This window comes from Streptomyces sp. 1-11, from assembly GCF_007176755.1.
GTDB lineage: Bacteria > Actinomycetota > Actinomycetes > Streptomycetales > Streptomycetaceae > Streptomyces.
The window spans coordinates 52805-78033 of sequence record NZ_BJTV01000022.1; the positions used below are offsets into that span (position 1 = coordinate 52805).

General features: G+C 74.4%; 21 protein-coding genes and 1 tRNA gene. 13 read left to right on the forward strand and 9 right to left on the reverse strand.

Features of this window, described 5'->3' with window-relative positions; all coding sequences use genetic code 11:
• Window positions 1–442 precede the first annotated feature (442 nt).
• Complete coding sequence (locus tag TNCT1_RS32385; protein WP_143639287.1) at window positions 443–1480, forward strand: LacI family DNA-binding transcriptional regulator; 1038 nt, start codon at window positions 443–445, stop codon at window positions 1478–1480.
• Window positions 1481–1882: 402 nt separating this feature from the next.
• On the forward strand, window positions 1883–3316 hold the full coding sequence (locus TNCT1_RS32390) for a GH1 family beta-glucosidase (protein WP_143639289.1): 1434 nt from the start codon (window positions 1883–1885) through the stop codon (window positions 3314–3316).
• 140 nt (window positions 3317–3456) lie between these two features.
• Here TNCT1_RS32390 and TNCT1_RS32395 read toward each other — a convergent pair whose 3' ends face one another.
• From TNCT1_RS32395 to TNCT1_RS32405, 3 genes are all read right to left on the reverse strand, one after another.
• A complete protein-coding gene (locus tag TNCT1_RS32395) occupies window positions 3457–4917 on the reverse strand; it encodes a cellulose binding domain-containing protein (RefSeq protein WP_143639300.1) in 1461 nt (486 codons plus the stop codon).
• Between the two features lie 176 nt (window positions 4918–5093).
• Window positions 5094–6470, reverse strand: a complete 1377-nt coding sequence (locus TNCT1_RS32400; protein WP_143639302.1) for a HAMP domain-containing sensor histidine kinase — start codon at window positions 6468–6470, stop codon at window positions 5094–5096.
• The gene (locus TNCT1_RS32405) at window positions 6467–7174 is read right to left on the reverse strand and encodes a response regulator transcription factor (protein WP_143639304.1); all 708 of its coding nucleotides are present in this window, start codon (window positions 7172–7174) and stop codon (window positions 6467–6469) included. Before TNCT1_RS32405 ends, TNCT1_RS32400 begins: the two co-directional genes overlap by 4 nt.
• Before the next feature lie 98 nt (window positions 7175–7272).
• On the opposite strand from TNCT1_RS32405, the gene TNCT1_RS32410 reads away from it, so the two are divergent.
• On the forward strand, window positions 7273–7800 hold the full coding sequence (locus TNCT1_RS32410) for a hypothetical protein (RefSeq protein WP_143639306.1): 528 nt from the start codon (window positions 7273–7275) through the stop codon (window positions 7798–7800).
• A gap of 18 nt (window positions 7801–7818) precedes the next feature.
• Here TNCT1_RS32410 and TNCT1_RS32415 read toward each other — a convergent pair whose 3' ends face one another.
• A complete protein-coding gene (locus TNCT1_RS32415) occupies window positions 7819–8688 on the reverse strand; it encodes a spermidine synthase (RefSeq protein WP_143639308.1) in 870 nt (289 codons plus the stop codon).
• Between the two features lie 34 nt (window positions 8689–8722).
• Window positions 8723–9133 (reverse strand): hypothetical protein, encoded by a 411-nt coding sequence (locus TNCT1_RS32420; protein WP_143639310.1) that lies wholly within the window; start codon window positions 9131–9133, stop codon window positions 8723–8725.
• Window positions 9134–9399: 266 nt separating this feature from the next.
• On the opposite strand from TNCT1_RS32420, the gene TNCT1_RS32425 reads away from it, so the two are divergent.
• Window positions 9400–10851, forward strand: coding sequence for a hypothetical protein (locus TNCT1_RS32425; RefSeq protein ID WP_143639312.1), 1452 nt, complete (start codon window positions 9400–9402; stop codon window positions 10849–10851).
• A 354-nt stretch (window positions 10852–11205) separates the two neighbouring features.
• Here the strand turns inward: TNCT1_RS32425 and TNCT1_RS32430 are convergent, their stop codons facing one another.
• Window positions 11206–11802 carry a histidine phosphatase family protein gene (locus TNCT1_RS32430; RefSeq protein WP_143639314.1) on the reverse strand — a complete coding sequence of 199 codons (597 nt, stop codon included), beginning with the start codon at window positions 11800–11802 and terminating at the stop codon, window positions 11206–11208.
• A gap of 213 nt (window positions 11803–12015) precedes the next feature.
• Here TNCT1_RS32430 and TNCT1_RS32435 point away from each other — a divergent pair, with 213 nt between their 5' ends.
• The 7 genes from TNCT1_RS32435 (at window position 12016) to TNCT1_RS32465 (ending at window position 18372) form a co-directional block, all read left to right on the forward strand.
• Window positions 12016–12960 (forward strand): phosphatase PAP2 family protein, encoded by a 945-nt coding sequence (locus tag TNCT1_RS32435; RefSeq protein ID WP_143639316.1) that lies wholly within the window; start codon window positions 12016–12018, stop codon window positions 12958–12960.
• Between the two features lies 1 nt (window position 12961).
• Entirely contained in the window at window positions 12962–14053 is a 1092-nt protein-coding gene (locus TNCT1_RS32440; protein ID WP_143639375.1) for a hypothetical protein, read from the forward strand.
• Entirely contained in the window at window positions 14044–15642 is a 1599-nt protein-coding gene (locus TNCT1_RS32445) for a hypothetical protein (RefSeq protein ID WP_143639318.1), read from the forward strand. Before TNCT1_RS32440 ends, TNCT1_RS32445 begins: the two co-directional genes overlap by 10 nt.
• Complete coding sequence (locus tag TNCT1_RS32450) at window positions 15639–16976, forward strand: AAA family ATPase (protein ID WP_143639320.1); 1338 nt, start codon at window positions 15639–15641, stop codon at window positions 16974–16976. Before TNCT1_RS32445 ends, TNCT1_RS32450 begins: the two co-directional genes overlap by 4 nt.
• A 273-nt stretch (window positions 16977–17249) precedes the next feature.
• On the forward strand, window positions 17250–17621 hold the full coding sequence (locus TNCT1_RS32455) for a hypothetical protein (protein ID WP_143639322.1): 372 nt from the start codon (window positions 17250–17252) through the stop codon (window positions 17619–17621).
• A gap of 114 nt (window positions 17622–17735) precedes the next feature.
• Window positions 17736–18308 (forward strand): bifunctional DNA primase/polymerase, encoded by a 573-nt coding sequence (locus tag TNCT1_RS32460; protein ID WP_143639324.1) that lies wholly within the window; start codon window positions 17736–17738, stop codon window positions 18306–18308.
• Window positions 18299–18372 (forward strand) — tRNA-Lys (locus TNCT1_RS32465). Before TNCT1_RS32460 ends, TNCT1_RS32465 begins: the two co-directional genes overlap by 10 nt.
• Window positions 18373–18510: 138 nt before the next feature.
• On the opposite strand, the gene TNCT1_RS32470 is transcribed toward TNCT1_RS32465, so the two are convergent.
• Window positions 18511–19740 (reverse strand): M6 family metalloprotease domain-containing protein, encoded by a 1230-nt coding sequence (locus TNCT1_RS32470; protein ID WP_174266532.1) that lies wholly within the window; start codon window positions 19738–19740, stop codon window positions 18511–18513.
• A gap of 364 nt (window positions 19741–20104) precedes the next feature.
• Between TNCT1_RS32470 and TNCT1_RS32475 the strand changes: the two genes are divergently transcribed.
• Complete coding sequence (locus TNCT1_RS32475; RefSeq protein ID WP_143639328.1) at window positions 20105–21925, forward strand: bifunctional diguanylate cyclase/phosphodiesterase; 1821 nt, start codon at window positions 20105–20107, stop codon at window positions 21923–21925.
• On the opposite strand, the gene TNCT1_RS32480 is transcribed toward TNCT1_RS32475, so the two are convergent.
• Both TNCT1_RS32480 and TNCT1_RS32485 read right to left on the reverse strand, forming a co-directional pair.
• Window positions 21889–22992, reverse strand: a complete 1104-nt coding sequence (locus tag TNCT1_RS32480; protein ID WP_143639330.1) for an LLM class flavin-dependent oxidoreductase — start codon at window positions 22990–22992, stop codon at window positions 21889–21891. The genes TNCT1_RS32475 and TNCT1_RS32480 overlap by 37 nt on opposite strands.
• Window positions 22993–23107: 115 nt before the next feature.
• Entirely contained in the window at window positions 23108–23839 is a 732-nt protein-coding gene (locus tag TNCT1_RS32485; RefSeq protein WP_143639332.1) for a decarboxylase, read from the reverse strand.
• Between the two features lie 387 nt (window positions 23840–24226).
• Here TNCT1_RS32485 and TNCT1_RS32495 point away from each other — a divergent pair, with 387 nt between their 5' ends.
• Window positions 24227–25180, forward strand: a complete 954-nt coding sequence (locus TNCT1_RS32495; protein WP_143639335.1) for a D-2-hydroxyacid dehydrogenase — start codon at window positions 24227–24229, stop codon at window positions 25178–25180.
• The last annotated feature ends 49 nt before the right edge of the window (window positions 25181–25229 follow it).

The following is a 25229-nucleotide window of genomic DNA, read 5'->3' on the forward strand; positions in this document are numbered from 1 at the left end:
GGTCGGCGATCCGGACCTGCCCTCTCGAGTTCGAGCAGCGGCCGGCTCACAGCACGCGGTGTGCAGTGCAAAGGCGCTGGTCAACGGTGTGTCGTGCGAGGTAGAGGGAAAGGCCATCAGTGCTTTGACCCGCGCGGGCCGACCCCCCGGACCCCTCCGTGGGACCGCTCCCACGCGGCATGCCGGAAGACTCCTTGCTGTGGGGGTCGGGTGTCAAGACTTGAAAACAGCGTTGTTGCCTGAGCGTGTCCCGTACGTCACGTGAACGTGTCACGAAATCCCCTGTCGCAGTCTGGACACCGGCCCGTCGCCCGACGGATTCACGCTGGTCACAGTGGTGATCTTCGCTCATGCCCGGCTTACGGCCCGGACAGGGCGGTCGGCCGGCGAAGACGCTGGGTCACAATGAGGCAACCCCCTGCCGCACACCGGAAGGTGAACGATGAGCCACGCCCAGCCGCCGGAAGCACTCGGCGTCCGGCGCCCGACGCTGAACGCCGTGGCCGCTCGGGCCGGTGTCGGCCGTGGCACGGTTTCCCGGGTGCTCAACGGCTCCCCGAAGGTCAGCGACCGGTCGAGGGCCGCGGTGGAGAAGGCGATCGCCGAACTCGGCTACGTCCCCAACCGCGCCGCGCGCTCCCTGGCGACGCGCCGTACGGACGCCGTGGCGCTGGTCGTACCGGAGGCCGAGAGCCGGTTGTTCGCCGAGCCGTACTTCTCGGGCATCATCCGGGGCGCCTCCGCCCGGCTGACCCGTGCCGGCATGCAGTTGCTGCTGGTGCTCGCGCGCGACGAGCGGAAGCACCGGCGCCTGGCCTCGTACCTGACCGCCCAACGGGTGGACGGCGTGCTGATGGTGGCGGTCCACCGCGACGACACCCTGCCGGATCTGCTGGACGAGCTGTCCGTGCCCACCGTGCTGGCCGGGCGGCGGGGCGATCCGGAACCGCTCGGCCACGTCCGCGCGGACAACGACGGCGGGGCCCGGAGCGCGGTCCGGCACCTGCTGGACAGGGGACGGCACACCGTCGCCACCATCACCGGGCCGCTGGACATGGACGCCGCCCGGACCCGGCTCGACGGCTACCGGGAGGCGCTGCGGGCCGCCGGGGTCACGGTGGACGAGGAGCTGATCGAGCAGGGCGACTTCACCGAGGAGGGCGGGCGCGCGGCGATGCGGGAGCTGCTGCGGCGGCGCCCCGGCCTGGACGCGGTGTTCGCGGCCTCCGACGTGATGGCCTCCGGGGCGGTGCTGGAACTGCGCGCCGCGGGCCGGCGGGTGCCGGACGACGTGGCCGTCGTCGGCTTCGACGACTCGATCGTGGCGCGGCACGTCGACCCGCCGCTGACCAGCGTCCGCCAGCCGATGGAGGAGATGGGGCGCGCGATGGCGGACCTGCTGCTGGACGAGATCGCCGGACGGGCCGGCCGCCGCGAGGTGGTCCTGCCGACCCGGCTGGTCGTACGGGAGTCCGCCTGAGCGGCGCCGGCGACGGCCTCGGCGACAACCCCGGCGACTGCCTCGGCGACGTCGACGGCGCGCCGTCCGGCCGGTGACCGGAACCCGCCTCGGGCCGGGAACCGGAACCGGTGGCGGGCCGCGAACCGGAACCGCGCGGGGGCTTCACCACGAGCCGGCCGCGAGCTGCGGTCCCCGCCCTCCCCAGGCTCCGCACCGGGACGGTCTCCGGGACGGCCCAGGGTCGTGCGCGCGCCGCTCGGGCGGCGCGCCGGGACGGCTCCCGGCCGCACACCGGCTGCCCTTGTGCGGCGCCCGGAGTCGCCTCCCAAGCTGTGAGAACGCGTATCGGGAGGGGAAAGGGCTTCCCCGTGGGAGCGCTCCCATGCACAATGGGTCGCAGCCGATCCGGGGAGTCCTTCCATGACAGAGCCCTTGCCGACCGCGACCTTCCCCCCTGCCTTCCTCTGGGGTGCCGCCACCTCCGCTTACCAGATCGAGGGCGCGGTACGGGAGGACGGCCGAACCCCTTCCATCTGGGACACCTTCAGCCACACCCCCGGCAGGACGGCGGGCGGTGAGACCGGTGACATCGCCGTCGACCACTACCACCGCTACCGCGACGACGTGGCGCTGATGGCGGAGCTGGGCCTGACCGCCTACCGCTTCTCCGTCTCCTGGTCCCGGGTGCAGCCGACCGGCCGGGGCCCGGCGGTCCAGGCGGGCCTGGACTTCTACCGCCGCCTGGTGGACGAGCTGCTGGCGCACGGCATCAAGCCGGCGATCACCCTCTACCACTGGGACCTGCCCCAGGAGCTGGAGGACGCGGGCGGCTGGCCGGAGCGGGACACCGCCCACCGGTTCGCCGAGTACGCGCGGCTGGTCGGGGAGGCGCTCGGGGACCGGGTGGAGCAGTGGATCACCCTCAACGAGCCGTGGTGCAGCGCCTTCCTGGGCTACGGCTCGGGCGTGCACGCTCCCGGGCGCACCGATCCGGCGGCCGCCCTGCGCGCGGCCCACCACCTCAACCTGGCGCACGGCCTGGGCACGGCGGCCCTGCGCTCGGTGCTGCCGGCCGGCCACCAGCTCGCGCTCAGCCTCAACTCCCAGGTGGTTCGCCCGTTCTCGCAGAGCCCGGACGATCTGGCGGCGGCCCGGCGGATCGACAACCTGGCCAACGGCGTCTTCCACGGCCCGGTCCTGCACGGCGCCTACCCGGAGACCCTGTTCGCCGAGACCGCCCCGGTCACCGACTGGTCGTTCGTGCTCGACGGCGACCTCCGCACGATCAGGACGCCGCTGGACGCGCTGGGCCTGAACTACTACACGCCGGTCCTGGTCTCGGCGGCGGACGGCAGGGCCACGGGCCCCCGGGCGGACGGTCACGGCGCCAGTGAGCACTCCCCCTGGCCGGCCGCCGGCGACGTGCTGTTCCACCAGACGCCGGGCGAGCGCACCGAGATGGGCTGGACGATCGACCCGACCGGGCTGCACGAGCTGATCATGCGCTACTCGCGCGAGGCGCCGGGCCTGCCGCTGTACATCACGGAGAACGGCGCGGCCTACGACGACAAGCCCGACGCCGACGGCCGGGTGCACGACCCCGAGCGCATCGCCTATCTGCACGGCCACCTGGCGGCGGTCCGCCGGGCCATCGCCGACGGCGCCGACGTCCGCGGCTACTACCTGTGGTCCCTGCTGGACAACTTCGAGTGGGCGTACGGCTACGACAAGCGGTTCGGCGCGGTGTACGTGGACTACTCGACGCTGGAGCGCACCCCGAAGTCGAGCGCCCGCTGGTACGGCGAGGTGGCCCGGGCGGGTGCGCTGCCGGCGGCGGTGGAGCCGGCGGCCTGACGGCGCCGTCCGGAGCCCTGGCCGACCGGCCGGTGACCTGACCCACCGTCCGGTCGTGGGGGGCGGCGCGGGCGCGGCACCTGGATAGGGGGTGCCGCGCCCGCGTCGTGCCGCGTGCGCGTGAGGCTCGATGGCGCCGGTCAGCCGAGGGCGCCGAACGCCTTGGCGAAGGCGAACCGGTCCTGGGTGATGGAGCTGCAGGTGGCGTCGGCGGTGGGCTTGGCGCCGCCGTCGCACTGCTTGTCACGGGTCGCGGACCACATGGAGAGCCAGCCGAGGCCCTTGGACTTGGCGAAGTTCACGAGCTGGGTGGCGTCGTCCACCTTGAAGACCTCGGAGGAGACGTCGTTGACGCCGATCATCGGGGTGACCGCGACCGTCTTCCACGCGGCGGAGTCGGACAGCCCCAGCACGCCCTTGATCTGGGCCTGGGTGGCGGTGGCGGCCTGCTCGGCGTAGGTGCCCATGTCGCCGCTGTAGGAGGCGCCGTAGTCCATCGCCATGATGTTGACGGTGTTGATCCGCACGCCGTTGGACTTGGCGTTGGACAGGAGGTTCACGCCGTCCTGGGTCAGTCCTTCGGGCATCACCGGCAGGGTGAAGGAGACGTCGAGGCCCGGGTGCTGGGCCTGGAGCTTGGCGATGGCCTGGGCCCGGCGGGTGTTGGCCGCGGTGTCGGGCAGCGCGCCGCCCTCGACGTCGAAGTCGACCTTGGTCAGCTTGAAGGCGTCCACGGCCTTGCCGTAGGCCGCCGCCAGCGCGTCCGCCGAGGAGCAGGTGGTGGCCAGCTCCGAGCCGGAGGCCCCGCCGAAGGAGACCCGGACGTCGCCGCCCTTCGCGCGCAGCGCGCCTATCTGCGCGGCCACCGCGTCGCCGGTGAGGTCGGTGACGCCGCCCCACTTGGGGGTGCAGCCGCCGCCGTCGGTGACGAAGGCGAGGTTGAAGTTCTTCACGCCCGTCGCGTCGGCCGCGGCGAGAAGGTCGAAGGCCGGGTAGAGGGAGGTGTCCACGTAGGGGGCGAAGCCGGCCGAGGCGGTGGTGCCGGTGCCGGTGCCGGTGCTCTGCGAGGGGGTCGGGGTCGCGCTCCGGGTGGGGGTGGCGCTCTGGCTCGGCGTGGCGCTGGGGACCGGGGTCCGGGTCTGGGTCGGGCGGCCGCTCGGCTCCGGGGTGGCGCCGCCGTCGACGGAGCACTGCGCGTCGTCGACGCGGCAGCCGGTCGGGTCGCCCGTGCCGTTGACCACGAAGCCGATGGTGACCGACTTGCCCACGGCCAGGCCGTCGGTGTCCCACTTCGCGGGTTTGACGGTGACGTGCTGCCCGCTGACGCTGGACTCCGCGTTCCACAGGGAGCCGAGCTTCGCCCCGGCGGGCAGGTCGAACTCCAGCGTCCAGGTCTTCTCTGTCCGGCCGCTGTTGTTGGTGACGACGTACTGCGCGGTGTAGCCCGTCGACCAGTCGCTCGTCCTCGTGTAGGCGGCGGCGACCCCGGCCGCGTTCGCCGTACCGGTCAGCAGGAGGGCGCCGCCGCCGACCACGGCCGCGGCCACCACGGAGCCGATCGCCTTGTTCCTGCCACTGATCCTGCGCCGGTGCGTGCTCATGCGCGTGCCTGCCTTCGCTGTTCACGGGGGGTGGGGTGCGGCAGCACGCTAGCGAGCCGGAAACGGGCAAACGGGCTTATGGGGACCGCCGTCGCGGTCCTTAGGGTGCGCTTAAGGAAGGGATCGGGGGCGGTTAAAGGTCGGGAACCGGTCCGTGGTCCGGTGCGGACGCAGGGTCAGCGGGCGGCCGCCGTACGCCGGCGACCGCGTACGCTCCCCCGGTGTCCCCGGCCGGCCGGCTTCCGCCCGTCGAGCTGGAACCAGATCCGCACCTCGGTCCCGCCCAGCACGGAGGAGCCGATGCGCACATCACCACCGGTGGCCTCGGCGAGGCGGCGCACGATGTCCAGGCCGAGCCCGGTCGAGCCCGCGCTGCCGGAGCCGCGGCCGCGGGCCATCGCCGCCGCGGGGTCGGGTATGCCGGGGCCCGCGTCGGAGATCAGCACGATCACCGCGTCCTCGGCGTTGTGCACGTCGACCGCGAAGGCGGTGCCCTCGGCCGTGTGCCGGAAGACGTTGCCGAGCAGCGCGTCGAGCGCGGCGGCGAGATCGGCCCGGGCGACGGGTATGCGCACCGGACGCTCCACCCCGGCCACCCGCCATTTGCGGCCCTCGTCCTCGGCCAGCGCGGACCAGAACTCCATCCGCTCACGCACCACTTCGGCCGCGTCGCAGCCCGCGCCCGGACCGGCGGCCACGGTCTGCGGCTTGGCCTCCCGGGCGGTGCGGATGATGGTGTCGACCTCGCCCTCCAGCTGGGCGACGGCCGCGCGGGTCTGCTCGGCGGCGGGCCCGGCCCCGAGGGAGGCCGCGTTCAGCCGCAGCACGGTCAGCGGGGTGCGCAGCCGGTGCGACAGGTCCGCGGCCAGCTCCCGCTCGTTGGCCAGGAGCTGTACGACCTGGTCGGCCATGGAGTTGAACGCGACGGCGGCGAGCCGCAGTTCGGTCGGCCCCTCCTCGGGCACCCGCGCGCCCAGCTTGCCCTCGCCCAGCTCGTGCGCGCCCTCGACCAGTCGCCGGGCGGGCCGCACCATGCGCACCCCGAGCCGGTCGGCGACCGCGACCGAGCCGACGATCAGCGCGAGACCGACCGCCGCGAGCACCGCCCAGGCCGTGCCGACGCCGTTGCTCACCTCGGACTCGGGCACGTACACCTCGACGACCGCGATCGAGCCGGAGCCGAGCGCCACCGGCTGCAGCAGCGTGGAGCCGCCGGGGACCGATGCGGTGGAGGCGCGGCCCAGTTTCCGCACGGCCTCGATGTCCTTGCCCGAGGCGCGCCGCCGGCCGAGGTCGAGCGCTTCCCGGCCGCCGTCGGCGGGCAGGTGCACGGCCATCCCGGAGTCGGCTCCGGCGGAGGCCACCACTCGTTCCAGCTTGTCGCGGTCGGTGGTGATGGACAGCGCGGGGGCGACGGCGGCGGCCTCCCGCTCGGCGTTGGAGAACGCCCGGTCGCGGGCCATCTCCTTGACGACCAGCCCGAGCGGCACCGCGAAGGCGACCACGACCATGGTGGTGACGGCGAGGCACACCTTGACCAGAGCCCATCTCATCGCGGCGGCTCCGCTCCCTGCGGCGGTTCCAGCTTCACGCCGACGCCCCGGAGGGTGTGCAGATAGCGCGGCCGGGCCGCGGTCTCCCCCAGTTTGCGGCGCAGCCAGGACAGATGGACGTCTATGGTCTGGTCGTCGCCGTAGGACTGCTGCCAGACCTCGGCGAGGAGTTCCCTGCGGGCCACGACGACACCGGGGCGGCCGGCGAGGAAGGCGAGCAGGTCGAACTCCCGGCGGGTCAGGTCGAGCCGTACGCCGTCCAGTTCGGCCTGGCGGCGCTGCGGGTCGACGGTGAGCCCGCCGACCCGCAGGACGCTGGAGGGCGGCGCCTCCCCGCCGGCGGCCCGGGCCCGGCGCAGCACGGCCGCCATGCGGGCCGACAGGTGCTCGACCGAGAACGGCTTGGTCAGGTAGTCGTCAGCGCCCGCGTTGAGCAGCCGGACGACCTCCGCCTCGTCGTCCCGGGCGGTGGCGATGATGACGGGGACGTCCGTGATGCCGCGCAGCATCTTCAGTGCCTCGGAGCCGTCCAGGTCGGGCAGTCCGAGGTCCAGGATCACCACGTCGAAACGGAGATGGGCGACCTCGCGCAGCGCCTCCAGCGCCGTACCGACGCTGCGCACCGTGTGCGAGGCGTCGGTCAGGTGCCGGATGAGCGCCGAGCGCACGAACTGGTCGTCCTCGACTACGAGCACACTTGCCATGCGCCGCACCGTACGCCATGCGGCCGGCGCCGGTGCGGGCCTGTGGACGACCCGGGGCGAGTGCGCATCCCGGTCCCCCTGGGGCAGTATGGCCCGCGATGCGCAGAGGACTCGTACACGTACTGGCCTGGCTGCTCGCCACGGGCGCGGCGGTCACCCTGTCGTGGTGGGGCGTGCACACGGTGATGGCCGGCACCGCGTACGACCCGCCGCGCGCCCTGCCGGTCACGGCGGCCGACACCGCCACGCAGCGTTCGAAGCCGGTGGGTTCACCGGCCGCCCGGCCGCCCGGGACGCGGAGCCCGTCGGCCGGAACGCCGGCCGCCCGCCCTCCCTCCCCCGCCCCGTCCCGCTCCGCCGGTCCCTCCCCGGCCGCCTCCCCCACCGCCGGACCCACCGCCTCCGGCCGGGTCAGGGCCTACGACACCGACGGCGGCCGGGCGGTCTTCGACCTGGGCACGGCCGACGCGACGCTCGTCTCGGCGACCCCGGGCACCGGCTGGTCGATGCAGGTGTGGAAGACGGAGAGCTGGATCCGGGTGGAGTTCAGCCGGGACGCGGACCGGGTGTCGGTGTTCTGCACCTGGCACGACGGCCCGCCGCACGTCGAAGTGGGCACGTACTGAAGGGCCTTGCGGCAGCGGTCAGCGGAACACCGAGGGCGGCGGGGCCGGTGAGGCCACCGCGACGGCGTCCGTGACGGGGGCGGCGCCGCCGGTGAAGTCGGTGAGCTGCCTGCCGTGTTCGACCCTGGCCGGGTGCGGGTCGGAGGCGGCGCGGCGGGTGAGTTCGGCGACCGGCAGCGGCAGGCCGGAGGCGGCCAGTATGGCGTTGCCGAAGCGCTTGCCGCGCAGCACGGCCGGGTCCGCGATCAGCGCGAGCTCGGGGAAGCGGGCGGCCGCGGTGGCTATCTGGCCGCGCAGGTGGGCGAGCGGCGGGCCGTCGGCGAGGTTGGCGGCGTAGACGCCGGAGGGCTTGAGGGCGCGGCGGACCTCGTCCAGGAACTCGGTGGAGGTGAGGTGGGCGGGGGTCCGGGCGCCGCTGAAGACGTCGGCGACGACCAGGTCGGCCCAGCCGTCCGGGACCTTGGCCAGACCCGCGCGGGCGTCCGCCGACCGCACCCGTATCCGCGCGTTCGGATCAAGCGGCAGTTCCCGCCGGACCAGTTGGACGAGGGCCGCGTCCCGCTCGACGACCTGCTGGGTGGAGCGCGGCCGGGTGGCGGCGACGTAGCGGGCGAGCGTGAGGGCGCCGCCGCCCAGGTGCACGGCCTGCACCGGCCGGCCGGGCGGCGCGGCGAGGTCGATGACGTGACCGAGCCGGCGCTGGTACTCGAAGGAGAGGTACGCGGGGTCGTCCAGGTCCACGTGCGACTGGGGCGCCCCGTCGATCAGCAGCGTCCAGGCGCGGGGCCGGTCGGGGTCGGGTATGAGCTGCGCGAGCCCGCCGTCGACGGTCTCGGTGACCGCCTGCGCGGCGGCCGTCCTGCGCCGGTTGTTCCTGGACCTGCCCATCGGTCCATTTTCGCAGGCGCCCCGGGCGGGTGCGTCACCGGCAGTTGTCGGCCGCCTCGATCAGCCGGGCCGCCTCCCCGAGGGCCCGGCGCAGCACCGCGGGGTCGGTCGCGAGGTCGGCCCCGCCGGGCGGCAGCAGCCAGTCCGAGCCCGCCACCGGGGGCACGGGGTTGAGTCTGAGTCCGCGCCCGTCGGTCTCCGTGCAGGTGCTGCCCGGGACGTCCCAGCAGGCGGCGGTGCCCGCCGGGACCAGGAAGCCGAGGGTGTCGCAGCCGTCGTCGTGCAGGACGGGACCCACTGTCTCCGGCGCGCCGCGCCGCAGGATGTCGACGGCCTCGAGCCCCTGCCGGGCCGGCACCGTCACCAGGTCGCACGTCGCGTCACCCTCCGTCGAGGACGGTGGCGCACCCGGTGTACAGGGATCGTTGCTCTGGCTGGTCTCCATGCCGGCCTCCACCACGCTGCACGTTTGCGGTTCGAGAAGTCCAACGCGCGAGAGCGTCAACGGCTACGGCGCAAGTGCGCCGCAAAGGATGGCAGTTCATGGCAGATCTCGCATGAGATATCCGTTTTGTAGCCAAACGCTGCGTCGCGGGCCGGACACAGCGGGTACGTTCTTGCTCGCCGGAACCAGGGTGTCACACGGACAACTCAGCCCGAATCCACCTCGGATCCGGCATGGTTCGACGGTTCGCACGAGAGGACCCGGCCATGGCGTCGTCAACGGAGACCTCGTCACAGCCCGAACGGCCCGCGCGGCCGAACCTCGCCTTCCGGCGGCTTCGCGGCCGGCGCTCACCGGCCGAGTTCGCGGCGCTGGTGCGCCGGGCCGCGCGCGAGATCGGCGAGCGGGTGAGCTGTGACGCGCGCTACGTCGGCAGGGTCGAGGCAGGTGAGATCCGCTGCCCGAACTACGCGTACGAACGGGTGTTCCTGCACATGTTCCCCGGCCGCACGCTCACCGACCTCGGCTTCGCGCCGCGCTCGTCCGTCCGCGGGCGGGCGGCGCGCACGGCCCCGCAGGCACCCCCGGTGTTCGGTACCACTGAGACGCGGGGGGCCTGTGAGCCGTATGACACGCAGGACCCGTACGACCCGCACGAGCCGTACGAGAACGACCACCTGAACCACGAGGAGAGCGACGTGCTGCGTCGCGCATTCATGACCGGCGGCGGCGCCACGATGGCCGCCGCCACGCTGGGCCCGCTGGGGCTCACCATCGACGCCACGGCGGCGGTCCGTCCGCCGCGCCGCGTCGGCACCCCCGAGGCGGCGGCCCTGGAGGAGGCCGTCCGCAGCATCCGGCTGCTCGACGACCGGCACGGCGCGGACGGCCTGTACCGGCGCGCCGCCGCCCCGCTGCGCGCCGCGTACGCGCTTCTGGACGCCGGCGCGACCCGGCAGACGACCGCCGAGCGACTCCATTCGGGCGCCGGTGAACTGGCCATCTCGGTGGGCTGGCTGGCCCACGACTCCGGGCGCTTCGACGACGCCCGCTCGCACTACGCCGAGGCGCTGGCCACGGCCCGGATGACCGGTGACACGGCCCTGGAGGCGCACGCGTTCTGCAACACCGCGTTCCTCGCCCGCGACGCCGGCCGCCCCCGGGAGGCGGTACGGGCCGCGCAGGCCGCGCGCCGTGCCGCCGCCCCGCTGGGCTCGCCCCGGCTAATGTCCCTGCTCGCGCTGCGCGAGGCGGGCGGCTGGGCCGGCCTCGCCGACCGCACGGGCTGTGAGCAGGCGCTGGCCCGGGCGCAGGCCCTCTTCGAGCGGGGCCGCTCGGACGCCGACCCCGAGTGGATGAGCTTCTACGGGGAGGCCGAGCTGGAGGGCCTGGAGGCGCAGTGCTGGTCGACGCTGGGCGACTGGCGGCGCGCGTCCCGGCACGCCCGCCGGGCGGCGCACCTCCAGGATCCCCACTTCACCCGCAACATCGCCCTCTACACCGCCGAGCTGGCCGACGACCTGGCCCGTGAGGGCCGCCCCGACGAGGCGGCGGCGGCCGGTCTGCGCGTCCTGGACCTGCTCACCCAGGTCCAGTCGTCCCGCATCCAGACCATGCTGGCGGGCACGGCCCGCGTCCTGCTCCCCCACCGCCGCGCATCGGGCGTCGCGGACTTCCTCGACCGCCACGCCTCGCCCCCGCGCACGACCCGGGTCTGACCCCCACCATGCCCGCAGCACCGCCGACCGACCCACGGCAGCCGCGGGCACACGACGCACCCAGCTGCCGCATGCACACCCACCCAGCCGCGGGCACGCGACCCACCCAGCCGCGGGCATGCGTGCCGCCAGGGGCGGCACGGGCGGGCGGTGGGGGTCCCCCCGCTCGAGCGAAGCCGAGAGTGGGGAAGGCACCCCCCAAGCGCGGGCCAGCGAAACACCCCAGGCCGACGCCGACACCGGGCACCCGGAAAAGCCCCGGTCACCGGAACAGCTCCGAGCCCCCAGAACAGTACCGAGCACCCGGCGGAGCACCAGGCACCGGAACCGCCCCGGGCGCCGGAGCGGCCCCGCTCAGCCCGCCAGATGCCCCGAGTCGTTCCAGCTCTCGACGGCCGGCTCCCCGTAGGCCCACCCCAGCACCGACAGCGAGGTCGGGTTCAGCCGTATCCGCGCCCCGAACGACAGCGGCAGCCCCAGCCAGCGCGCCCCGATCGCCCGCAGGATGTGCCCGTGCGCGAAGACCAGCACGTCCCGGTCCGCCGAGCGCGCCCAGTCCACCACCTCGTCCGCGCGCGCGGTGACCTCCGCCAGGCCCTCGCCCTCGGGCACCCCGTCCCGCCAGATCAGCCACCCGGGCCGGACGGCCTGGATCTCGGCGGGGGTCATGCCCTCGTAGGCGCCGTAGTCCCATTCCATGAGCGTGTCCCAGACGTCCGCACGCTCACCGAACCCGGCCAGTTCGCACGTCTCACGCGCGCGCACCAGCGGGCTGGTCCGCACCTCGGCGGCCGGCAGCCCGTCCAGCGGAGCGCGGTGCAGCCGCTCGCCGAGCAGCTTGGCCCCGCGCCGCCCCTCCTCCAGGAGCGGGATGTCGGTCCTGCCGGTGTGCTTGCCGGACAGCGACCACTCCGTCTGTCCGTGCCGGGCCAGCAGGATGCGCGGTGCCATGGGGAGCCTTTCGGGGACAAGGTGAACAGATCTCGGGCATCTTGAACGGAAGACGCGGTACTCCCCATCATCGCTCAGCCCGGACAGGGGCAACCCGGCGGGAGATCCCGGCGTCTTTGAGGTCTGAAGCGCCCGCATGGCCGGGATGCGGACACCGTAAAGTGGCACGGTCGCCGCCGGGGCGCGCCGCAGCAGAAGGGGGAGGGCGATCGGATGCCGCAGACCGAGACACCGGGCACCGAGGTGACCCAGCGGACCCGGCTGCGGTGGTGGACCGAACTGCCCCTGATCCTGCTGGTCTACGGCTGCTACTCGGCCGGCCGCCTGCTCGCCCGCGGTGACGTCTCCTCCGCCGTGGACCACGGCCTGGCGATCCTGCGCCTGGAGCAGGCCCTCCACCTGAACGCCGAGCACCCGCTGAACCGGCTGTTCACGCGCGAACCGTGGCTCGGCATACCCGCGGACTTCTGGTACGCCTCGCTGCACTACCTCGTCACGCCGGCCATCCTCGTCTGGCTGTTCCGGGCCCGCGCCGAGCACTACCGGGCGGCCCGGACCTGGCTGATGGCGTCCACGTTCATCGGCCTGATCGGCTTCACCCTGCTGCCCACCTGCCCGCCCCGCCTGCTCTCCGCGGGCCACGGCTTCGTCGACACGATGGCGCACTACAGCTCGTACGGCTGGTGGGGCGGCGAGGCCAGCGCGCCGCGCGGCATGGGCGGCATGACCAACCAGTACGCGGCGATGCCCAGTCTGCACGTCGGCTGGGCCCTGTGGTGCGGGGTAATGCTGTGGCGGTTCGGCGGCACGCGCCTCACCAAGGTCCTCGCCGTCGCCTACCCGCTGCTGACCACCCTCGTGGTCATGGGCACCGCGAACCACTACTTCCTCGACGCGGTCGCGGGCGTCGCCGTGATGGGCGTGGGCCTGCTGCTGGCGCCGCGGCTGATGCGGGGCACGGACCTGCTCCGGGCCCGCCTCGGCGCCCGGGCGCCGAAGGCCGCGACGCCCGCCGGTTCCCCGATTGTCAGTGGCGGATGCCAGACTTCCGCGGGTGAGCGAATTCCACGGCAGCGCGAGTCGCAGCCCGCTTCCGCGGCCGAACCGGACGCCTCCCCCAGCGGCGCGGGAGAAGGGGCTCCGGCAGCGGCTCGCTGAGCTGCGCGGTCCCGACGTACCGGCCAAGGCCCTGGACGCCCGCGCCCTCGCGGCGCTCGCCGCGAACCCCGGGTGCCGCAGACGGGCGATCCTGGACGGCGCCGGGGTGGACAAGGCGGTGCTGGCGGACCGGCTGGGCGCGCCCTCCGGGTTCGGGCAGTCGCAGTTCGCGCTGACCCGGGGCAACGCGTTCGAGGCGAAGGTGAAGGCCGACGGCGGCGCGGAGCTGCTGCGGCTGGTGCACTCGCGGCTCGACCCGGGCGCCGAGCCGCCCGCCGGGGCCGCGCTGCCCGACCTGTCCGCGCACGGCCCCGAGGGGCGTACGGCCCGTACGGCGCTGGCGCTGCGCGAGGCCGTGGAAGCGGGCGGCTGGACGCTGCTCGACCACCCGATGCTGGCCCTGGACGTGGCGGGCTCGCTCGCGTTCCTGGAGCCGGACGCGGTGGTGGTGCACCCGGACGGCAGCTGGACGGTCGTGGAGATCAAGTCCTTCCCGATGCTGGACGGCTCGGCCGACCCGGCGAAGGTGGGCGCCGCCGCCCGGCAGGCGGCGGTGTACGTGCTCGCCCTCGAGGACGTCGCCGCCCGCCTGGACCCGGCGCCCCGCGTCAGGCACCGGGTGCTGCTGGTCTGCCCGAGGGACTTCTCCAACCTGCCCACCGCCTCCGCCGTCGACGTGCGCAAGCAGCGTGCGGTCACCGCCCGCCAGCTCGCCCGGCTCACCCGCGTCGAGGAGATCGCCGACGCCCTGCCGGAGGGCACCTGCTTCGCCCCGGACCGGCCCGCCGAGGAGCTCACGGCGGCCGTCGAGGCGGTCCCGGCCGCGTACGCGCCCGAGTGCCTGTCCGCCTGCGAGCTGGCCTTCCACTGCCGTGAACGCTCCCGCGCGGACGGCGCGGTGACCCGCCTCGGCCGTCCGCTGCGCGCCGAGCTCGGCGGTCTGACCACCGTCGAGGACGTGCTCGCGGCGGCCCGCGGCGAGAGCGGCGACCCGGACGACCCGGCGGTCGCGGCCCTGCGCAGGGCGGCCGCCCTGCGCGCGGAGGCGCTCGCCCGGGCGGCCGGCCGGGAGGTGGCGCCCGCGTGTCGCTGATCGCCACCCTGGCCCGCCTGGAGGCCGTCAGCACCGGCCGGGCCCAGCCGGCGGCGACCGTCCGCCACCGCCACCTGTCCGACCGCCCCCTGGTGTTCGTGCCGCTCACCACCGCCGGTGAGGCCGGCGCCCCGCTGGGCGCGCTGGTCGGCACCGACCGGGACGCGCCGCGGCTGCTGGTCGTGGCGCAGCCCCGGGACCGCGACCTGCGCTTCGCGTTCCTCGCCGAACTGGCCGACGTGGTCCTGCCCTACCTCGACTCCTGCGCACAGGAGGTCGAGGCGGCCGAGCGCACGGAGACCGACCCGGAGACCGGCAAGCGGGTCAAGGTCGAGGTCGAGCTGTGCGCCGACGCGCCGCAGATCGTCGTGCCGAGCCGGGCGGGCCTGGACCTCGTGCGGCTGCTGGGCCGCTCGATGCGGTTCCGCCGCACCGCCGAGCAGGACCCGGAGACGCCCTATCCGGCGCCGCCCCGGGTCCCGCTGCTCGGCCGCTGGCTGACCCATTACGGGGAGCGGTCCCGGGTCCCCGGCTCCTCCCTGCTGCTGGCGCTCACCGACGTGCTCTCCCGGCACTGGGCGACCGGCCAGTCCAGCCTGGAGGACCAGCACCTGGGCGCCCTGCTCGCCTGGATCGCCCCTCCCCCGTCGGGCACCGGCGCCGAGGCCGCGCAGCGGGCCGAGCTGGCCCGGGACGCCGAGGGGCAGCTCCTGTGCCCGCCGGCCGGTCCGGCCACCGACCCGGCGTTCGACAACAAGCTGCTGGCCCCGGCCATTGAGCGCTACGACCGGGCCCGCGCCGCGCTCGCCGCGGCCGAGGACGCCGTGCAGGCGGACGACCGGCTGGCCGCCCTGTCCGAGGCGGAGCAGCGCGTGCGCGATCTGGTGGAGAGCCGCGTCCGGCCCACCTGGGACGCGGTGTGGCAGGGCCTCGACCTGCTGCGGGCGCTGCCGGAGGGGGCGCACGTCGAGGAGCGGTGGACGCGGGACCGCTGGTCGTTCACCGGTCACCGCGACAGAGTGCTGGCCGGCGAGCCCCCGCAGCCGCGCCGGGACGACGCGGTGACGGCGGCGAACAAGCTGGCCACGCGCGAGCGCGAGCAGGCCCGTCTTGAGGCCCAGGAGGCGCTGGACGATCCGCTGGTGATGGCCGGGCGGCGGCTGGCCGGGGAGGCGTTCGCGGGCGAGGTCACCGACGTCGTGATGGCGTACAGCGAGGGCAAGCGGCCCAGCCCGCGCCCGCTGGTGACGGTCCGCACCGACGACCGGCCGCACCTGGCGGAACGCGCGAAGGTGTACCGCTCGCTGGGCGGCAAGCCGCAGGCGGCCGAGTTCGTCGGCTACGAGGGCGCCCCGGAGGACGGTGTGCTGGTGCTGCGGATCGTGGACAAGATGGGCCGGGGCAAGGAGCCCGAACCGGGTTCGGTGCCGGAGAAGGCCGACCGGGTCTGCTTCACGCTGTTCGAGCACGAGCAGCGCGGCGGCGCGAAGCTGCCCGACCCGGAGGAGACCCCGTGGACGCACGGCGGCCCGCCCGGCGAGGCGGCGCCCGAGGCGCCCGACACCGTGACCGAGGAGGACGTGCTGTGACGAGCGTCGAACTCGACCCCGCGGCCGCGGCGGCACGCGCCACGGAGGCGATCCTCCACGACACCCTGCACGGCACCGAGCGGGGCGTGGTCGTCGACTCCCCGCCCGGCGCGGGCAAGTCCACCCTGGTGGTCCGCGCGGCCCTGGAACTCGCCGCCGCCGGGCGCCCGCTGATGGTGGTCGCGCAGACCAACGCGCAGGTGGACGACCTGGTGCTGCGGCTCGCCGAGAAGAACCCCGACCTGCCCGTGGGCCGGCTGCACAGCAGCGACGCCGACCCGTACGACAAGGCGCTGGACGACCTGCCGCGGGTCCGCACGTCGGCGAAGGCGGCCGATCTGAACGGCCTGCCGGTCGTCGTCTCCACGGCCGCCAAGTGGGCGCACGTCACGGTGGACGAGCCGTGGCGGCACGCCATCGTGGACGAGGCGTACCAGATGCGCTCGGACTCGCTACTGGCCGTGGCCGGCCTGTTCGAGCGGGCGCTGTTCGTGGGCGACCCGGGGCAGCTCGACCCGTTCGCGATCGTGGGCAGCGAGCAGTGGGCCGGTCTGTCGTACGACCCGTCGGCCTCGGCGGTCACCACCCTTCTGGCCCACAACCCGCAGCTTCCGCAGCACCGCCTGCCGGTGTCCTGGCGGCTGCCGGCGTCGGCGGCCCCGCTGGTCTCGGACGCCTTCTACCCGTACACCCCGTTCCGCAGCGGCACCGGCCACGGCGACCGCCGGCTGACGTTCGCGGTCCCCTCCGACGGCTCCGGCCCGGACCGGGTGATCGACGAGGCGGCCGCGTCCGGCTGGGGCCTGCTCGAACTGCCCGCCCGGAACACCCCGCGCACGGACCCGGAGGCGGTGCGGGCGGTGGCGGCGGTGGTACGGCGCCTGCTGGACCGCGGCGGCGCGGCCGTCTCCGAGCGCTCGCCCGACGCGGCCCCGCTGACCGCCGGCCGCGTCGCCGTGGGCACGGCCCACCGCGACCAGGCGGCGGCGGTCCGCTCGGCCCTGGCCGACCTCGGCGTCCGGGACGTCACGGTCGACACGGCCAACCGCCTCCAGGGCCGCGAGTACGACGTCACGGTCGTCCTCCATCCGCTGTCCGGCCGCCCCGACGCCACCGCCTTCCACCTGGAGACCGGCCGCCTGTGCGTGCTGGCTTCCCGCCACCGTCACGCCTGCGTCGTGGTGTGCCGCGCCGGCGTCGGCGACCTCCTGGACGACTACCCGTCCACGGAACCGGTCCAGCTCGGCACCCTGGTGAAGTTCCCGGACGGCTGGGAGGCGAACCACGCGGTCCTGGCCCACCTGGCCGAACACCGGGTGACCTGGCGGCCATGACCACACCCCGCACGGCCACACCCCCCGCCGGACGGAGTCCGGCACGCCGCCGCAGGCGGCCGGTGAACACAGCCCGGACGGGTGGGAGGCGAACCACGCGGTCCTGGCCCACCTGGCCGAACACCGGGTGACCTGGCGGCCATGACCGTGGCCCGGCGTGGCGGCCGGTGCCGGGATCGTTCCCCTAGGGCCTCTTGCGGGCGCGCGGGACAATGGACGGTGGGCCGCGCGAAGGCGATCCCCACCGAACCGACCGTACGGAGGAGACAAGACATGGCGGAGCCCACGCCGCGCAGGAACGAACCGCGGCTACGCCCCGCGCCCCTGCTCTTCGAGCCCGCGGAGGCGGCCACCGATCCCGAGCACTTCTTCGACCTGGAGTCGATCGAGGATCCGCGGGCGCTCCTGGCACGGGCGACGGAGCTGACCCAGGCGTTCCGCGCGGCGGCCGACCGGGCCGTGGAGTTCCAGGCCGTGGCGGCGGCCCAGCTCGCCGACCCCCGCCGCTTCGACCGGCTCACCCCGGCGGACATCGCCGAGCGCGCCGAGTGGACCGAGGACTACGCCAAGAAGATGGTCGAGTTCGGCCGGGACCTGATGCGCGGCGCCGACACCGAGGGCCGGTCCCCCGTCGACCCAGTCTGATCCGACCCGCTTGGCATATGCCAGGCGGGCAAGATACTCCTCCGCTCCCACTCCTGTCCCGGATTTCCGCAACTGAGGAGAACCGGGCACTCACAGCGGGTACATCTTGTCGGCATGAGCAGCACGCCGAACGTCACCTGTGCCACGGCCGACGGAGCCTCCTGGCTCGCCTCGGCGGGAACGCACCCGCGCAGCACGCTCGCCCTCTGGCGGGAGCGGCCGGACGCCCCCCTGGTGCTGCCCTGCGGCACCGTGTTCGACGTGGTGAGCGCCCCGGCGGTCTTCGGGCGCCGGATGCTGGACCGGCTGTGGGACGAGGGCCCGGGCTCCGGACCGGTGGCGGTGTTCCGGGGCCGCACCCTGCTGTTCACCGCCCCGGGTACGGCCCAGCGGCTGCCCTCACTGCTGACCTGGGAGGAGTGGGGGTCCAACCGCGCCGCCGCGGTGCCGCCGCTGCTCTGCCACGGCACCGGTGACGCGGTGACCGTCCCGGCCCTGACCGGCGACGGTTCCGCCCCCGGCGGCTCCTGCTGGCTGGTGGCCCCGGACACCCGTCACCCCTGGCTGCCGGGCCCCGAGGTGGTCCTGTGGGCGGCCGTGCGAGCGGCCCGCGCGGCGGTGCGGATATCGATTTTTCCTCCCGCCGACCAGGATGCTAATGTCTACGACGTCAGCAGGCGCCGCTAGCTCAGTTGGTTAGAGCAGCTGACTCTTAATCAGCGGGTCCGGGGTTCGAGTCCCTGGCGGCGCACGATGACGATGGCGAGGCGAGTTCGCGGAAACGCGAGCCACCTCGCCATCTCTGTTTGCGCGCGACTTCGTCACGCGTCGCGGGTGCGGTGCCGCCCACAGCCCCATGGCACCGGCCGCGGCACCGCTCCCCGGGCCGTCAGCCGACCAGCCCCGGTGTGATCTTCACCGTCCAGGCGCCGGACGCGGTGCGCTCCTCCACCTCGACCTTCACCCCGTCGCCCGGCACGGTGAAGCTCTCGCCGAGCGCGACGGGAGCGTCGGCGAGGGGCGGGTAGACCGAGTTCTCCCAGCAGGCCGCGGTGCCCGGGTGGGCGTCCACCACCTCGATCGGCCCGCCGCCGGACGCCTCGCCGCTGCGCACGCGGTACACCAGGACCCCCTGCCGGCAGGCCGCCCGGTCGTTCCCGGCCGGGCCGCGCGCCTCGAACGCGAGCACGCTGTCCGGACCGGTGCGCACCACCGCCAGCTTGGTGCCGTGGCCGAGGCCGAACGCCGGGGCGCCCGCCGCGCCCGGCACACCGGCCGCGGATCCGGCCGTCCCCGACCCGGCGGTCAGCGGCTCCAGGGTCAGCCGGGTCGGCCCGGTGCCCCGCACGCACGCCACCTGGCGCGGATCCAGCCAGCCCAGCTTCCACTTGTGCCAGGCGAACAGGTCCGGGGCCAGTCCGAACTGGCTGCCCATCAGGTCCCAGTCGCCGACGTAGGTGTCCCAGTCGCCCTTGCCGTCGGCGGGACGGTGGTAGAGGTCGGGCAGGTCGAAGACGTGCCCGGTCTCGTGGGCCAGCACCAGGCGGTCCGGCGGGTGCTTCTCGAACACGGTGACGACCCGGCGGATGTCGGTGCCGTCCGCCCGCAACGGGGTCTGCAGGTTGACCACCTTCGTCGCGTCCGAGTCCACGCCGGGCGCGTCCGGGTCGGCGACGAGGTAGACCACGTCGTAGCGGGAGAAGTCCACCTCGCCGTCGGCCGCGGCGATGGCGTCGTGCAGGTAGGCGGTGCGGTCGGCGGCGCTCCAGTCACGCCTTATGGCGTACGCGGTCGACGGCCGCGGCATGCGCAGCCAGTGCTTCAGCGGGTGCGCGCGCAGCGTGAACCTGCCGTAGGAGGCCTGCTGGTAGAAGCGGCTGGTGGCGGGGAAGTGGTCGGCGGCCAGTTCCGCGGGGGTGGTGTCCGGGCGCGAGTCCGGGAACGACAGGAAGATCATGACGGCGTCGAGGGCGCCGGCCGGCCGGGGATAGCCGTCGTTCCAGGTGTCCAGGCCCTCCGAGTGGTGGGCCTCGGTCCGGTGCAGTGCGCACGCGGCCGGGGAGAAGGGCTCGGCGACCGACGGGCCGGTCAGGATCGAGGTGGCGGCGAGCGCCGACATCGTGGTGGCCACGGCGGCGGTGCTGCGCAGCTTGGGCACGAAAGGACCTCCGGACGCGGTTCACGGGACACCGCATCCAGAGTGTGGGAGTTTCTGCCGATTCGTCCTGTTTGCCTGAACCAGAAGGGTGAGTGCGCCCGTTTGCGCGCCGCGCGCACCGGCGGTCGACACCCCGAAACACTCACGGAACGTCACAAGTGGTCGAGGGCCAGAAAGAGCCGTCCAGGTGCGGGCAGAAACGATCTGTCAGAACCTGTGTCCTGTCCGGGACACTGGCAAGTGGCTGGAAGGCCCAAGGGACAGCCTCTATGATCGGCACACTTTCCGGCACGGACAGAGATCGAGTGCACTGCGGGAGCGAGCGGTGAGCGGAACGTCCGAAGGGCCGACGCCCGCGGCAGACCTCGACCGGTCAGCCGTCACAGACAGTGATCACACCATCTACCACCGTGTCTTCGCGGCGGCCCCGCTGTCCATGGCCGTCGTCGACCCCGAAGGGCTGGTCGTCAGCGCCAACGCCGCCCTCGGCGAACTGCTCGGCGCCGACCCGGAGGCACTGGCCGGCCGCGCCGCCGCCGAGCTGGTCGACCTGGCCTCGGACCCCCGCACCTGGCACGCCTACCGCGAGGTCCTGCGCGGCCGGCAGGCGAAGCTGCGCTGCACCCGCCGGATAAAGCACCCCGAGGGGCACTCGGTGTGGGTGCAGATCACCGTCACCCCGCTGGCGGACGGCGGACCGGGGGTACTGGTCTCGGCTACCGACATCAGCGCCCGCCGCGAACTGCAGTCCCGGCTGCGGCACTTGGAGATGCACGACCCGGTGACCCGGCTGCCCAACCGGACCCTGTTCTTCGAGCGCCTGACGGCCGCGCTGGAGACGGAGGCCTACGAGCGCGGCGGCACCGGCCGCATCGGCCTGTGCTACCTGGACATCGACGGCTTCAAGGCCGTCAACGACACCCTCGGCCACCGGGTCGGCGACCGGCTGCTCGCGGCGGTCGCCGAACGCCTGACCCGGGTCGCCGACGAGGCCGGCCACGCCCGCGCCGGCGCCCCGCTGGTGGCCCGGCTCGGCGGCGACGAATTCGCCCTGCTGGTCGAGGACTCCACCGGCACCGAACAGGTCGCCGACCTCGCCGAGTCCGCGCTGAAGACCCTTGAGGAGCCCTTCGACCTGGCCGGGCAGCGGCTGTCGCTGACCGCGTCCATCGGTGTCGTCGAGCGGCACGCGGCCGGCACCACGGCGACCGGTCTGATGCAGGCGGCCGACACCACGCTGTACTGGGCGAAGGCGGACGGCAAGGGCCGCTGGACCCTGTTCGACCCCGAGCGCAACGCGCACCGCATGACCCGTCAGGCCCTCTCCTCCACCCTGCGCCCCGCCATCGAGCGCGGTGAATTCGCCCTGGAGTACCAGCCGTTGGTGGGCATGGAGGACGGACGGCTCAGCGGTGTGGAGGCGCTGGTCCGCTGGCACCACCCGCAGTTCGGCACGCTGACGCCGAATCGGTTCATCGCACTGGCCGAGGAGGACGGCTCGATCGTGCAGCTCGGCCGCTGGGCGCTGGTGACCGCCTGCCGGCAGGCCCGCCGCTGGCAGCTCGACCACCCCGACGAGCCGCCGATCTTCGTCAGCGTGAACGTGGCCGTGCGCCAGGTGTGGGACTCCGACCTGGTGGCGGACGTGGCGCAGACCCTCGCCGAGACCGGGCTCGCCCCGCACCTGCTCCAGCTCGAGCTGACCGAGTCGGCCGTGATGGGCTCGGCCGGCCGGCCGCTGCAGGCCCTGCAGGCGCTCAGCGACATGGGCGTGCGCATCGCCATCGACGACTTCGGCACCGGCTACTCGAACCTGGCGTACCTGAGCCGGCTGCCGGTGAAGGTGCTGAAGCTGGACGGCTCCTTCGTGCGCGGCTTCCAGTACGAGGAGGCGGCCAAGGGGGCGCCGCCCAACCCGGCCGACGAGGTGATCGTGGAGGCGATGATCCAGCTCGCCCACCGGCTCGGCCTGACCGTCACCGCCGAGTGCGTGGAGACCTCGGCGCAGGCCTCCCGGCTGCGCCGGATCGGCTGCGACACCGGGCAGGGCTGGCTGTACTCCCGTCCGGTGCCGCCGGACCGCATCTCCGAGCTGCTGGGGAGGCAGGACTACGCGGTCGGCAAGCCCCCCGTGGGCAAGCCGTAGGCGTCGGCGATCAGTTCGTAGGAGCGCAGCCGCAGGTCGCCGCGGTGGGCGTGCGTGGTGAGCATCAGCTCGTCGGCGCCGGTGCGCTTGTGCAGGTCGTCGAGTCCGGAGCGGACCTCGTCGGCCGTGCCGTGCACGATGTTGCCGCCCCAGGAGGCCACGAAGTCCTCCTCCATCGGGCTGAACTCGTACTTCTCGGCCTCGTCGGGGTCGGGGAAGAGGCCGGGCCGGCCGGTGCGCAGCCGGATCATGTTCAGCGCCGTCGCCCGCACCTGCCGGCGGGCCTCGCGCTCGTCGTCGGCGGCGAGCGCGGAGACTCCGATGAGGGCGTAGGGGCGGTCGAGGACCGCGGAGGGCCGGAAGGCCTGCCGGTACAGGTCGAGCGCCGGGATGGTGTTCTGCGCGGAGAAGTGGTGCGCGAAGGCGAAGGGCAGTCCGAGCATCCCGGCCAGGCGCGCGCTGAAGCCGGAGGAGCCGAGCAGCCAGACCGGCGGGCGGTGCGCGGACTGCACGCCGCCCGGGCTGCTGCCCTGGACGGGGCCGGGGATCGCGTGGATGCGCCGGTAGGGGTGCCCGTCGGGGAAGTCGTCGTCCAGGAAGCGGATGAGTTCGGCGAGCTGCTGCGGGAAGTCGTCGGCGCCCTCGTTCAGGCCGTCGGTGCGGCGCAGGGCGGCGGCGGTGGCGCCGTCCGTGCCGGGGGCGCGGCCGAGGCCCAGGTCGACCCGTCCGGGTGCCATCGCCTCCAGCGTGCCGAACTGCTCGGCGATCACCAGGGGCGCGTGGTTGGGCAGCATGACGCCGCCCGAGCCGAGCCGGATGCGGTCGGTGTGGGCGGCGAGGTGGGCGAGGATCACCGCGGGCGAGGAGGAGGCGACGCCGGGCATGGAGTGGTGCTCCGCCACCCAGTACCGGTGGAAGCCCCGGGACTCCGCGAACCGGGACAGCTCCACGCTGGTGCGCAGCGCCTCGGTCGCGGTGCTGCCCGCGCCCACGGTGACCAGGTCCAGTACGGAGAGGGGGACGGGGGCGGTCCCGTGCGTCGTGCCCCGGATCTCGTCTGCCGACACGGTGTCTGCCTCCTGTTTCTGGCCATGAGCTGTCCAGCGTCGGCCAACAGGAGGCTGTCCCCGTTTATTCCCGGGGCCCGCCCACGGCGCTCCTCCTCCCCGCTCCCGCTCCGGGTCAGACCTGGACGATCGGCTCGCGGGTGAACAGCGTGCCGAGCTCGGGGGCGTTCACCCGCCGGTCGGCGAGCCGCAGCCCCTCCCACACGGTCACCTGGTTGGCGGTGAGCACCGGCTTGGACAGGGCCTTCTCCAGCAGCGCCAGGTGGGCGGCCGTGTGCAGCGCGGTGTCCGGCAGAAGTACAGCCTGCGCGTCGGCGGCGTCCGCCGCCCGGGCCAGCGTCAGCACCTCCTCCTCGCCCCAGGTGCCGACCTCGTCCGCCGTGACGATCCCGGACGACCGGGTCGCGACCACCTCCAGTCCCCCGGTCCGCAGGAAGTCCGCGAACAGCGCGGCCACCTCCTCCGGATAGGTCGTGCCCACGGCCACCCGCCGCGCGCCGATCTCACGCGCCGCGTGCACGAAGGCGAAGGACGTCGAGGAGGCGGGCATCCCGGCCATCACGGCGAGCGACCGCACCTGCTCCTGGGCGCCCTCCCAGCCGTGCACGAAGCTGCCGCTGGTGGACGCCCACACGACCGTCTCGGCGCCGGTGAGCCGCAGCCGCTCCATGCCGGCGGCGAGCCGCTCGGGCGACCCCATCTCGCGCAGCGCGTCGACGCGGAGGGCGTCCTCCCCGACGTCGGTGTGCACCAGGTCCACCCGGATGTCGCTGCCCAGGAGCTGTTCGATGCGCGGGTAGTCGTCCTCGCCGGGGCGGCCCGGGTGGAGGAATCCGAGTGCTGTCATGTCAGCCCTTCTCCGTGTTCCTGCGTTTCTTCCGGCAGTGCGGGCCGGTCCCGCGCGCCGTCTTCGTCGAGCGGCGCCGGACCGGGCTCCACCGCCCGGGTACCCAGTCGGCGCGGCGAAGCCCACATCGTGACCTGGTTGGCCGAGAGCACGGGGGCGCGCTCCGGCGGTGCCCGGCGGCCCCCGGGCCGGGGAGCACGTCCGCGGGCGGGCCGGCCGATCCGATGCGGGCGGGGGCCGCCGGGCAGTAGGACGTCCACGGCAGGGCACCGGTCCCACGCCCGGGGCCGAGGGCAACGGTCGGCGGGCGCGCCCCAGTTGACGGAGGTGGATTCCGGTGCGAGCGTGGTCGGTCCGCGCATGCCGGATCGCCCGGAGCCGCCCCGTATGACGTCGACTCTGCCCACCCTCCTCGTGCTGGACGCCGACCCGCCGCCCCGGCTCGGCCGGCTGACCGGCCGCGCCCGGATCGAGCACACGGACGCGGCCGGACTCGCCGGCCGGCTGCCGGGCGCGGACGTGCTGCTGGTGTGGGACTTCACCTCGCACGCCGTGCGCGAGGCCTGGCCCGGCGAAGGGCCGCGCCCGCGCTGGGTGCACACGGCGAGCGCCGGCGTGGACCACCTGATGTGCCCGGAGCTGGCCGCGTCCGGCACCGTGGTGACCAACGCGCGCGGGGTCTTCGACCAGCCGATCGCCGAGTACGTGGCCGCCCTGGTGCTGGCGGTCGCCAAGGACCTGCCGCGCACCCTGGAACTCCAGCGGGAGCGGACCTGGCTCCACCGGGACACCCGCCGGGTGGCGGGCACGCGCGCGTGCGTGGTGGGGTCCGGGCCGATCGGCCGGGCGATCGCGCGCACCCTGAGGGCTCTGGACGTGACCACGGCCCTGGTCGGCCGGGTGCCGCGCACCGGCGTCCACGGGCCGGGCGACCTGGACCGGCTGATCGCCCGCGCCGACTGGGTGATCGCCGCGGCGCCGCTGACCGGGCAGACCCGCGGCATGTTCGACGCGCACCGGTTCGGTGTGATGCAGCCCTCGGCGGTCTTCGTGAACGTCGGCCGCGGGCGGCTCGTCGACGAGGACGCCCTGGCGGAGGCGCTGCGCAGGCGCTGGATCGCGGGCGCCGCGCTGGACGTGTTCGCGTCCGAGCCGCTGCCCGCCGACAGCCCGCTGTGGGGCCTTCCGGGGCTGCTCGCCTCCCCGCACATGAGCGGCGACACGGCGGGCTGGCGGGACGACCTCGGCGCTCAGTTCGTGGAGTTCTACGAGCGCTGGGCGGCGGGCCGGCCCCTGCCGAACGTGGTCGACAAGAAGCGCGGATACGTGCCGGGTCACTGAGCCGGCCGGGAGGTCCGGTGGGACGGCGCCTGATCGTTCGTGCGCCTGA